11 protein-coding genes are annotated in these 11,291 nt (G+C 61.0%); 1 reads left to right on the top strand and 10 read right to left on the bottom strand.

The features are described 5' to 3' along the window. Position 1: 1 nt before the first annotated feature. The 7 genes from ACGHJ7_RS13770 to ACGHJ7_RS13740 form a co-directional block, all read right to left on the bottom strand. Entirely contained in the window at positions 2-388 is a 387-nt protein-coding gene (locus ACGHJ7_RS13770; RefSeq protein ID WP_390478817.1) for a copper-binding protein, read from the bottom strand. Beyond that, positions 367-3,534: an efflux RND transporter permease subunit gene (locus tag ACGHJ7_RS13765; RefSeq protein WP_160673276.1), complete on the bottom strand. Its 3,168-nt coding sequence runs from the start codon at positions 3,532-3,534 to the stop codon at positions 367-369. Before ACGHJ7_RS13765 ends, ACGHJ7_RS13770 begins: the two co-directional genes overlap by 22 nt. Continuing rightward, on the bottom strand, positions 3,531-5,030 hold the full coding sequence (locus tag ACGHJ7_RS13760; protein ID WP_390478853.1) for an efflux RND transporter periplasmic adaptor subunit: 1,500 nt from the start codon (positions 5,028-5,030) through the stop codon (positions 3,531-3,533). Before ACGHJ7_RS13760 ends, ACGHJ7_RS13765 begins: the two co-directional genes overlap by 4 nt. Before the next feature lie 8 nt (positions 5,031-5,038). Then, entirely contained in the window at positions 5,039-6,199 is a 1,161-nt protein-coding gene (locus ACGHJ7_RS13755; protein ID WP_390478814.1) for a TolC family protein, read from the bottom strand. A 192-nt stretch (positions 6,200-6,391) separates the two neighbouring features. Then, on the bottom strand, positions 6,392-6,637 hold the full coding sequence (locus ACGHJ7_RS13750; RefSeq protein ID WP_179407719.1) for a hypothetical protein: 246 nt from the start codon (positions 6,635-6,637) through the stop codon (positions 6,392-6,394). A gap of 292 nt (positions 6,638-6,929) precedes the next feature. Beyond that, positions 6,930-7,211 carry a hypothetical protein gene (locus tag ACGHJ7_RS13745; protein ID WP_390478811.1) on the bottom strand — a complete coding sequence of 94 codons (282 nt, stop codon included), beginning with the start codon at positions 7,209-7,211 and terminating at the stop codon, positions 6,930-6,932. 100 nt (positions 7,212-7,311) lie between these two features. Continuing rightward, the gene (locus tag ACGHJ7_RS13740; protein WP_390478808.1) at positions 7,312-7,578 is read right to left on the bottom strand and encodes a hypothetical protein; all 267 of its coding nucleotides are present in this window, start codon (positions 7,576-7,578) and stop codon (positions 7,312-7,314) included. Positions 7,579-7,717: 139 nt separating this feature from the next. On the opposite strand from ACGHJ7_RS13740, the gene ACGHJ7_RS13735 reads away from it, so the two are divergent. Next, positions 7,718-8,176, top strand: coding sequence for a Cu(I)-responsive transcriptional regulator (locus ACGHJ7_RS13735; RefSeq protein ID WP_054527532.1), 459 nt, complete (start codon positions 7,718-7,720; stop codon positions 8,174-8,176). Between the two features lie 14 nt (positions 8,177-8,190). Here ACGHJ7_RS13735 and ACGHJ7_RS13730 read toward each other — a convergent pair whose 3' ends face one another. The 3 genes from ACGHJ7_RS13730 to ACGHJ7_RS13720 form a co-directional block, all read right to left on the bottom strand. Then, a complete protein-coding gene (locus ACGHJ7_RS13730) occupies positions 8,191-8,637 on the bottom strand; it encodes a DUF411 domain-containing protein (RefSeq protein ID WP_390478805.1) in 447 nt (148 codons plus the stop codon). Between the two features lie 16 nt (positions 8,638-8,653). Continuing rightward, complete coding sequence (locus tag ACGHJ7_RS13725; RefSeq protein WP_390478802.1) at positions 8,654-10,204, bottom strand: multicopper oxidase family protein; 1,551 nt, start codon at positions 10,202-10,204, stop codon at positions 8,654-8,656. A 195-nt stretch (positions 10,205-10,399) separates the two neighbouring features. Then, positions 10,400-11,032 carry an isoprenylcysteine carboxylmethyltransferase family protein gene (locus ACGHJ7_RS13720; RefSeq protein WP_160733277.1) on the bottom strand — a complete coding sequence of 211 codons (633 nt, stop codon included), beginning with the start codon at positions 11,030-11,032 and terminating at the stop codon, positions 10,400-10,402. Positions 11,033-11,291: the final 259 nt, after the last annotated feature.

Genomic DNA, 11,291 nt, shown 5'->3' with positions numbered 1-11,291 from the left:
CCTATCGCGGCGTTACCGAGGTAACGACGCTGCCTTCGGTTCCAGTACGAAATTCAAAGGCTATTCCCTCACCGACACTGACCTGTTCGAGGATTTGCGCGTCGGCTTCGAAGGTCATGGTCATCGCGGGCCATCCGATACTTTCGACCGGACCATGCTCGATGGTCACCGTGCCCGCCTCGGAATCGATGGCTGTAACCGTTCCCTCCGCGCTGGCGCTCTGCTCGCCGCCGGTCTCCTCCGCCATCGGCATTTCGCCTGACATGGGCATGCTGTCCGAGTTCGCCATGTCGTCTGACATCATGGTCCCGGTGCTGTCGTCTGCAGCGTCGCAAGCTGCAAGCGCCAGCGGTGCCGCGAGCAGGATCATGTAGGTTGGGGTACGCATTCTTCTTCTCCTTGAGGGTTCGCCGGTTTTTCCGGACGGGGACGCCGCAACAACAGATAAGCGGCGGGAAGCAGGAACATGGACAGGAGCGGGGCGGTGATCATGCCGCCGACCATCGGCGCGGCGATGCGGCTCATGACTTCCGAGCCCGCGCCGGTGCCGATCAGGATCGGAAAGAGACCCGCAAGGATGACTGCGACGGTCATCGCCTTGGGCCGCACGCGCAGGAGCGCGCCTTCCCGGATGGCCTCGTCCACTTCTTCGGCGCCCAGGTCAGCTTGCCGTCGCTCCAGTGCGGCTTTCAGGTAAATCAGCATCACCACGCCGAATTCGGCGGAGACACCGGCAAGCGCGATGAAGCCGACCGCAGTCGCCACCGACTGGTTGTAGCCCATCAGATAGAGCAACCAGTATCCGCCCGTCAGCGCGAAGGGCAGCGTGCCCATGATCAGCAAGGCTTCGTCCCAGCGCCGGAAAATGAGATAGAGCAGCAGGAAGATGATCGCGAGCGTCGCGGGAACCACGATCTTCAGTCGCTCATAGGCGCGCGTCAGATATTCGAACTGGCCCGCATAGGACAGGCTGACGCCGGGAGGCAGATCGACGCCCGTGGCGACGGCCTCCTGCAGATCGGCGACCACCGAGGTAAGATCGCGGCCACGGACATCGACATAGATGTAGCTGGTCAGACGACCCTGCTCGCTCTTGAGCATCGGCGGACCGTCGCTGACGGCGATACGGGCGACAGTGCCGAGCGTAATCTGTTGGCCGGACGGCGTCAGAACCGGCAGGGCCCTGAGTTCATCGACGCTGTCCCTGATTTCGCGGGGATAGCGCACATTGATCGGATAGCGCGCCAGCCCCTCGACGGTCCGTGCGACATTGGCGCCGCCTATTGCACCAGAGACGATCTGCTGGATGTCGGCAATGTTGAGTCCGTATCGCGCGGCCGCCATCCGGTCGATATCGACATCGACATAGCGACCGCCCGACAGCCGCTCGGCCAGCGCGGAACTCACGCCAGGCACGGTCTTGGCGATACGCTCCACATCGAGTGCAACGCGTTCCAGTTGATCGAGATCGTCGCCTGACACCTTGACCCCGATCGGGCTCTTGATTCCGGTCGCGAGCATGTCGATCCGGTTGCGGATCGGCGGCACCCAGACATTGGCGAGGCCCGGCACCTGGACGACCCGGTCGAGTTCCTCGACCAGCAGATCGGGCGTCATTCCCTCGCGCCATTCTTCGCGGGGCTTGAAGCGGATCGTCGTTTCGAACATCGTCAGGGGAGCCGGATCCGTCGCCGTATCGGCGCGCCCCGCTTTACCGAACACCGTTTCCACTTCCGGGACCGACTTGATCAGGCGATCGGTGCGCTGCAGCAGCGCCGACGCCTCGCCGGGGGAAAGGCCGGGCAATGCACTCGGCATATAAAGCAAATCGCCTTCATCGAGCGGCGGGAGGAACTCGCCGCCAAGCCGGGTGAAGGGGATCGCGGTGGTCAGAAAGATCAGCGCCGCGATCGCCAGCGTTGCCTTGGGGCGCCGCATGACCCAGTCGAGCCCCGGACGATAGATTTTCGTCAGCCAGCGGTTGAGAAAATTGGAATCTTCCGAAGGGATCTTCCCACGGATCAGCCAACCCATCATCACCGGCACCAGCGTTACCGAAAGAATGGCCGCGGCAGCCATCGCATAGGTCTTGGTGAAAGCAAGCGGTGCAAATAACCGCCCTTCCTGCGCCTGCAGGGTAAAGACCGGTAGGAACGACAGCGTAATGATCAGCAGGCTGAAGAACAGCGCCGGTCCCACTTCCTTCGATGCATCGGCGATGATCCGCCAGCGTTCCTTCACCGCGAGCACGGTATCGGGATTCTCGTGTTCCCATCGCTCGAGATGCTTGTGCGCGTTCTCAATCATGACGACGGCGGCATCGACCATCGCACCGACCGCAATGGCTATTCCACCCAGCGACATGATGTTGGCATTGACGCCCTGAAAGCGCATCACGATGAAGGCCGCGAGCACGCCCAAAGGCAGGGTGATGATGGCGACAAGTGCCGAACGCGCGTGCCAGAGGAACAGCGCGCATACGAGCGCCACGACGATAAACTCTTCGATGAGCTTCGTGGTGAGGTTTTCTATAGACGCATCAATGAGCTGAGAGCGATCGTAGGTCGTGACGATCTCGACGCCTTCGGGAAGGCTTGCCTGCAAGTCGTCGAGTTTTTGCTCCACGGCCTGGATCGCGCTTCGCGCATCCGCTCCCTGGCGTAGAACGATGATGCCGCCGGCAACCTCGCCTTCGCCATTGAGCTCGGCGATGCCTCGGCGCAGTTCGGGTCCGACCTGGATCGTCGCTACGTCGCCCAGCGTGACCGGGACACCGCCACTCGCAGTGCGTAGTGGAATTTGCCGAAAATCATCGAGGTCGCCGAGATAGCCAGAAGCGCGGACCATATATTCGGCTTCGCCCATCTCGACGATCGAGCCGCCCGCTTCCTGGTTGGCGGACTGGATTGCGCTCACGATCTCGGCGTGAGTCACGCCGAGCGATGCCATCCGGTAAGGCTCGAGAACGACTTGGTATTGCTTGACCATGCCGCCGACGCTGGCGACCTCGGCAATGCCGGGGATCGTCTTGAGCTCATAGCGCAGGAACCAGTCCTGCAGGCTGCGCAGTCCTGCAAGGTCGTGCCCGCCGCTGCGATCGACCAGCGCATATTCGTAGATCCACCCCACACCGGTTGCATCGGGGCCAAGCGTGCTCGTGACGCCATCGGGCAGGCGGTTCTGCACTTGGTTGAGATATTCGAGCACGCGCGAGCGCGCCCAGTAGAGGTCGGTTCCGTCCTCGAAGATGATATAGACATAGCTGTCACCGAACATCGAATAGCCACGGACGGTTTTCGCCCCCGGCACCGAGAGCATGGTCGTTGCCAGGGGATAGGTGACCTGGTCCTCGACGATCCGGGGGGCCTGACCCGGATAGTTTGACCGGACCACAACCTGCACATCGGACAGATCGGGCAACGCGTCGACCGGCGTCGTGCGCACCGCCCAGAAACCGGCCAGCGTTACCGCGACGGCGGCGAGAACGATAAACAGGCGGTTGGCGATCGAGGCATCGATTATCCGAGCAATCATTGTCCGGCCCTCGTGATAGACTCGATCCGGGGGCCGGCATCCTCCTGGGTGAAGGTGAAGCGCACCCTGTCTCCCGTCTCGAGCCCGCGCATTTGCGCCGCGCTCTTCGTGCGGAAGGTCATGGTCATCGCGGGCCAATCGAGCCGGGGCACAGGACCATGCCGCAGCGTCACCGAACCATCGGCGATCGACTGGATCGTGCCGGTGGCACCGAAGGTCGCTGGTTCGTCCTCGCCGCCGGTGGAAGCGTCATCTGCCTGATCGACCGGACGGACGTCCAGTCCGGTGAGGCTTGCTTCGGAATCGAGCAGGAACTGACCCGATGTTACGACCTGCTCGCCTGCCGACAGACCGGCCAGCACTTCGCTCCTTCCACCCGCTTCGCGGCCGATCCGGACCTCGGCGGGCATGAAACCGCCCTCGTCCTGCTTCACCATCACGATGGTTCGACGTCCGGTCCTGATAACCGCTTCGGAGGGGACCAGCAGCGCGCGGCGTGTGTCCGGGGTCAGCGAGACCTGTGCGAACATGCCCGGCTTGAGGCGCCCGGATGCATTGGGCAGTTGCGCACGAACGGTGATCGTACGGCTTGCATCCTGCGCGCTCGGCAGGATAGCGATGATGGGCCCGGAGAAGCGTTCCTCGGGGAATGCGGTCAGCGTCGCGCTGACAGGTTGCCCGACGCGGACAGTCGCCGCCTGCCTTTCAGGCACCGCGGCTTCGAGCCAGATCGGTGAGAAACCGGTTATCTCGGCGAGCGTCTGTCCGGCCATGACCGTCATCCCCGGACGCACGCCGAGCGATGTGATGGCACCTCCAATCGGCGCGGTAACGGTGATCGTGGACTGCGGACGTCCATTGCGCCCTACCGATGAGATCAGGCCTGGAGGCATGCCCAAAAGGCGCATGCGTTCGCGCATGGCCTGCGCAAGTTCTTCATCACCGCTGTTCAGGACGGCCAGATACTCCTGCTGCGCTCCGCCCCATTCGGGAACCAGGATATCCGCGAGCGGCGCGCCCCGTCCAATCACGTCATCCGGCGCACGACCGTAAGTCCTTTGAACATAGCCCCCGGCGCGGGGCTGGACGATCGCGACGTCGCGTTCATTGTAAGCGAGCACGCCAGTGACGGTTATCTCGGGCTCGAGGAGCCCGTACTCTGCTTCGGCGGTGCGAATGCCGAAATTCTGGACCAGGCCCGCGTCGATCTGAACGCCAGCGGTCGCCTCCTCGCCTGCACATTTGGGCACCAGTTCCATGTCCATGAACGGCGATTTGCCCGGTTCGTCGAAGTGCTGTCCGGGGACCATCGGGTCGTACCAGTAGAGGACATCCTCGCATTCTGCGCTCGACGTTCCGCTGCTCTCGTCCGTTCCTGCGCCATCTTGGCCAAGCTGCGAGAGGCCATATCCGGCGGTAACACTGATGAGGGCAACCGTGGCTGCCATCGTCCAAGACTTCTGGCGTGGTGACAATCTGTCCCACGCAGCTCCCATTGCGGCTCTCATAGATGGTGTTCCCTGTATGTCAGTCGTAGGTTGGCGGCAGCTTCGACGGTCGCTTCCTCGCGTTCGAGGATATCGATGCGAAGCAGAGCCAGCGCCTTGATGGCTTCGATCACGTCGAGCAGTTCCGCTCTGCCGGCCGCAAAGCTGGCTCGTTCGAGTTCAGCTCGGCTTTCGGCCAATGGAAGCAATTCCTCAGTCGCGCGCTGCCATTGTCGGTAGGCGCTGCGCCAGGCGGCCAGATCAGCCTCGAATTGCGCCTCGAGTGCGCGGAGTTCGTCGAGCTGCGCCTCACGTGCCGCAGCTGCTTCCGACCGCGCCGCAGCAATGCGCGGCTCCTGCCTTTTCTTGCTGAACAACGGCAAGGTGACCGTCCCCATGACGGAAAACAGATCGCCATATTGACGCTCCCTGACGCCGTAGCTGACCCCGACGCTGAAATCCGGGCGCAAGTCCGACCGCGCGAGGTCGATTGCCGCTTCAGCCTGACGGACTTGAGCTGCCGCCAGAATAATCTCCGGGTTGTATTCCAGCGTAGCCCGCAGCCGTTCGGCCTGGATATCAACCGGTGGAATTTCGCCCGAAGCGACCGCATTCTCGGCGCCAATAAATCGGGCGAGACGAGCCTGCGCGGCTTCGCGCTCTGCCGCGATCCGCGTCCGCGCGTCTTCCACTTCAAGGACGGCTCGGCGGATCTCCAGACTTTCGCCAGGCCGTGCAGTACCCGCCGCAACCGAACTGCGCGCAAGGGGTACGAGGCGTTCGATCTCGTCTAGTGCTTCGCCAACGACCAGATCCGCGCGCTGGGCATAGGCAAGCGAGATCCACGCGCGTCCAGCGCCCAGTCGTGCCATGTGCCGCGCATGAGCCAGTTGGGCCGAAGCAAAATCGATATCCGCAGAAGCGATGCCCGCACGGGCACGCCGTTCGGCAAGGTTGGGAAAGTCCTGCTCGATCCCGATCTCGACCATGGTCATCATCGTGGGATCGAGAATGTCCGGCCCCGTCACCGGGAGGTTACGAATGCCGCCGCGCAATTGCGGATCGGGCAGTTCGTCAGCCGCCTCGGCGATCTCTCGCCGGGCGTCGAGCCGTAGTTCGCTGGTGCGAACCTGGGGCTGGCCGCTGACCGCAGCCTCTAGAGTTTCTTCATAGCCCACCGATTGGGCGTGACTCGCCGGCGCGATAGCCAGCAGGACCGGAAGCGCGGTCCAGCATATTCGTTTCATGACAGTAGGATTCCGCTAAAGGGCGCGGCGAGCGCGCGTTCGAGACAGTTCGCGCACATCCTTCGCGCGCGCAAAATGTCCAGCCATAGCCTGCAGAGCTATATCTGCATCAATTCCAGGTTTCTAGGCTTGCGGAGGGGGCGGTTCCGGCCCTGCGCCGGTGCCAGTCAACTCGAAGAAAGCGAGATCGGTAAACTGGCTAGCGACCGCCAGCGGCACCCTCACAACCGCGAGGTCTTGAGTCATGACAAGCGGCGGAATGCAGCCAAGGGCAACCAGGCAATCGAGCCGCAGGTCGGCGCACGGCGATCTTTCAGCCTCGTCGTCGGTGGTGTCCATGACCATGTCGTTGCAATTGCGCTCGACCATGCTCGGCTCCTGGGGAAGCGCCGACGCATGAGCTGCCGTTTGAACAAAGAGTCCAACGCCAACCAAGATAAGGCCGAGAGCGCGCAGCATCCGCATCATCCCACAATACGGAAACGAGCCGTCACCGGCAAGCGCAGGTTTGCCGCCACCGCGCGGCGCCCCATCGTTCTATCCTGGCGGACTATCGTCATAGCGTTTGCATTGGCCTTATAACAGAAGGGTCCTGCCCCGCAGGTTCATGCGGGGCAGGTGGGGGACTGGTTGAAGCGTCAGACATATTGGAACTCAGGCTTCAGCCTGCTTCGCCTTGCGCCATCTGCTCGCGCTTCTTTTTCATCATTTCATTGCAGTTACGCATCATTTCCATCATCTCGGCGCGCATCTCCGGATCGTTCATCATGGCCATCATGCCGGACATCTCCCTCTCGCTCATATCGCCTTGCATTCCGCCCCGCATTTCTGCGCGCTGCTGCTCCTGCGTGTTTTGGGCTCTGTCGGGACGGTGATCGACCTTGGGCTGCGCGACGGCCGTCGTTGCGAGGCCAACCGTCGCGAGCGCGCCGAGTGCGGTCATCTTAAAAGTGTTCATATGATCTTTCCTTTCAAATTATTGATGCCTTTGGCTTCGCTCCGTCCTTCATGCTTCGGCGCACGAGCGAATTCGGCACGGGTTTTCAGGTTTCGGTCGACGTTCCGCTCTTGCGCATGCACATGGCGACCATTGCCAGGCAGGGCAGTACATAAAGAAACGGAAGAATGGCTGCGAAGCCCAACCACATCGAGCCAAGCGCCAGCGCGGCCAATGCCAAAACGACACCAAGGGCGAGCATCCACTTGCGCTGTCGGCCTTTACCGGCAGAACAGAGGCCTTCCGCATCGGTATTGGAGCGCGCGGAAGTGGCGGTGACCGGCACCAAGGCTCGGGACGACGGAATAGTCATGTCTTATCCTTCATCGAATCAACCAATGCACATAAAGTAGGGCTTCCCATCATTGGAAGGTCAAGACACTTTGTGGGGATTTTCTCGGCTTTCAGCCAGCCACCTTGCATTCCAATCATTGGAAGGTTAAAGCGCCCGCATGAAACATTCACACACGATTGGCGAGGCGGCTGCAACGAGCGGGGTTTCTGCCAAGATGATCCGACATTATGAAAAGATCGGTTTGATCGAGGCGGCGGACCGGACCGATGCCGGGTACCGCCTCTACACTCCGGCAGATATCCATACGCTCCGGTTTGTGCGGCGCGCTCGCAATCTGGGCTTTTCGGTCGACGATATTTCCGAACTGCTCGATTTATGGAAAAACGACACCCGAGCGAGCAAGGACGTTCGCCGAGTGGCGGATGGCCATCTTTCGGCCCTGCGGTCGAAGGCTGCCGAAATCCATTCTATGATAGACGCGCTCGAACATCTTTTCGAGAATTGTACGAATGACGAACGTCCCGACTGTCCCATCCTCAAGGACCTCGCTGACGATGCCAATCCGGCTCGTCCAAAGGACGTAGGTCACAAGTTTGGCTTCGAGCGCGTTTGCTAGGCTTCGGACGGTGCTCAGTATCGCGCAAAGACGCTCGTGGCACCATCCGCTCTTACGCCCGTAATCGTCCACGTGCCTGTCTTGGCACCGCCCATGCCCGGCGAACCTGCAGGCATGCCGGGAAGCGTGATGCCTGAAATCCGCGGACGTTCCTCCAGCAGGCGGTCAACGCTGTCGGCCGGCACATGTCCATCGACGAAGTAGCCGCCGATGAGCATCGTATGGCATCCCTCGAGCCCGGCGGGCACACCCTGGCGTTCCTTGATTAGGGCGAGGTCGTGGGTCGCGACCATCTTCACCTCATATCCGCTGGCTTCGAGATAGTCGCCGTAGCTTTCACAGCAACCGCACTGAGGGTTCTTGAAGATCGTGGCAAACGGTCTTGCTTCCTGTGCCGCCGCGGCCGAGGGCAGCAGCGCGAGGGCCGAAAACGACATCAAGACCTTGGGTAACAAACGCATCAGTTTTTCCTTTCTTTTAGTTAACTCGAATGGTGGCCATCATTCCTGCGGCCTGGTGTTCGAGAATATGGCAATGGAACATCCAGTCGCCCGGGTTGTCCGCTACGAATGCGATCTCGACGCGCTCTTCGGGCGCCATGAGGACGGTGTCCTGCCACTCTTGATATCGTGTCGGCTGTCCATTGCGCGACAAGACGCGGAAACTGTGGCCATGCAGATGGATCGGGTGCCACCACGCAGTCTCATTGGTCATGTCGAGGAGAAGCGTGGTTCCTCGCGCGGCGGAAATAATCGGATCGTGAACATGGCCGCTCGCTGAAACACCGTTGACGGTCCAGCCCATCATTCCTCCGGACATCATTCCCGAACCTCCCATCCGCCCCATCATCATGCCGGAGCCGGTTCGTTGCCCGTTCCTCGCGTCAGAGCCGCTGGCTGTTCGCCCCATCATGCCCATCATCCCGCCACCGAATATGATCCGGTGCCGCTCGGCCGTTGCCAGTTCGGGTTCGGCGAGAGGGTTGGGCGGCAGCGGCGCGGGGTCGGGCAGACGTCTTTCCCTGACCTCTTTGCCCTGACACTCGAATGTGGTGAGTTCGTATTCCAGCCCATCATAGAACACATCGCGCAGTGAATGCCGGGTCCCGGCGGGATAATCGAAATCGACGATCAGATCCGCCCGCATTGCCGGCCCGAGAAGCAGGGGCGCGCTTAGACGGTGAGGCTCGACGGGCTGGCCGTCGAGCGCGACGACCATTGGATCGAGTTCACCGAAATCGAGCCCGAAGATGCGGGCATTGGCAGCGTTCACGAGCCGCAGCCTGATCCGCTCATTCGGCCTCGCGATCAGTGGTGCCGACGGCTTTCCGTTGATAGTGATCGTGTTGCCGATCCGGCCTGCCATCATCGCGTCGTGCCGCCTGCCGAACCCTCCACTTATTTGCCTCTGGTCATTGAGCCTCCAGTCGTCGAGCATCCAGACGAGGTCGCGATCGACCTGCGGCGGATCTGCCTCTTCAATAATGAGCGGTCCGTAGAGGCCGCGACCGACCTGCTCGAAGCTGCGCTGATGGGGATGGTACCAGAAAGTGCCCGCATCCTCCGGCGTAAAGGCATATCTGAACCTTTCGCCGGGCTCCACGGGGGGCTGGGTGAGGTGGGGAACGCCATCCATCGCGTTGGGAACACGAACGCCGTGCCAATGGATGGTTGTTTTTTCCTCCAGAGCGTTTTCCAGCAGGACCTCGAAGGCCTCTCCCTGCCCAAGCCTGAGAGCAGGACCCGGTACCGAGCCATTGTAACCCCACACCGGTATTTGAGAGGCTTCGTCGATAAGTGGCGCGCTGGTCGTTCCGGTTTTGAGGACGCGGCGACCGGCGGTTGTGCTGGCACCCACCGGCGTTCTACCTCCGGCTCCCAGAACGGCGGCCAATCCGCCGCCAACGGCCAGAGCACCGGAACCGGCGAGGACCGCGCGGCGCGTCAATCGTGATTCTTTTGATTGCATAGAGAGCATCTCCGCAGCGGCAGATTTAGGTTCGACCCACAATGTAGTCCTTCCCATCATGGGAAGGTCAAGACGGCCCATTGGACATCAGCCGTTAAAGGCACGGAAGACCCCGAAACTTCTCTGTATGAAGGACGCGCAGGCAGGTGCAGGACAATTATCCTCCACCCCGAAATTTCACGCCTAACGTTCGCCGGGTCCAGCGCCGTTTCTCTTGATATGGGTATTCAGAGTTGGCGCTCGGTCCAGGTCCTGTTAGCTTCTTGGCTGCTGCGATTTCTTGGCCAGCTCTTTCCAACGACGGGGGCGTGGCAGCAGCATTGGAACCTTGCGCATATAAGCGCGATACTCGTCGCCAAATTTACGGATCATGCCGCGTTCTTCCTTGCGCGCGAGAAGATAGTAGGCGAGCACGATGACCGGGAAGAGAACGACCGAAAAGATTGTCGGCCAATGAATGACGCCTTCTCCGAACAGGGCGAGAAACAACCCGGTATACTGCGGGTGCCGTACGAAACGATATAGTCCATCGGTGACAAGCCGTTCGTCGTGACGCGCCCTATAGACCGCGCGCCATCCGTGAATGAACATTCCCACGCCGATGAAGGCTAGCGAGTAGCCTATCAGCATCGAGACAAACATCCCGGTTTCGCCCAGACCCACGAGTGTAGACCACAGATTGGCGCTGACATATTCCCGATCAATCCCGAACGATCGTATGAGAAGGTATACGGTCAAAGGGAAGCCGAACATTTCAGCATAAAGAGCGATTATGAAGGCTTGGACGAGCCCTGCGCCAGTCCATTCCCGCCAGCCGGTTGGCGCGAAATACCGGTAAAAGATCCACGACACGATCACGATCATCACTGCGGCGATACCCCAGGCCATCGGTCATTCTCTCCTGTCTTCGATTCTAGTAAGCCTCGCCCGCCGTTCGCCAGATGGCCGTCTTACCGACCGATCAGTCGTCGCTACGAATTTGCGTTCGATGGAACGGGCAAGAGCAGGCAATCCGTGATCATCCGCCAACAAAGCTTCGAGGGTAATATGCGCCTTCTCATCGTTGGAAGGTCAAGCGCGGCTTTCATCGACCGCAAAAGAGTAGCCTGCGGCGTGGCAACACCACTCCATTCCGGGGTTGATTATC

The organism is Altererythrobacter sp. MTPC7 (assembly GCF_042851395.1).
Lineage (GTDB): Bacteria > Pseudomonadota > Alphaproteobacteria > Sphingomonadales > Sphingomonadaceae > CAJXSN01.
The sequence above is the reverse complement of the archived record's forward strand: the minus strand, read 5'-3'. Positions and strand labels throughout refer to the sequence as shown.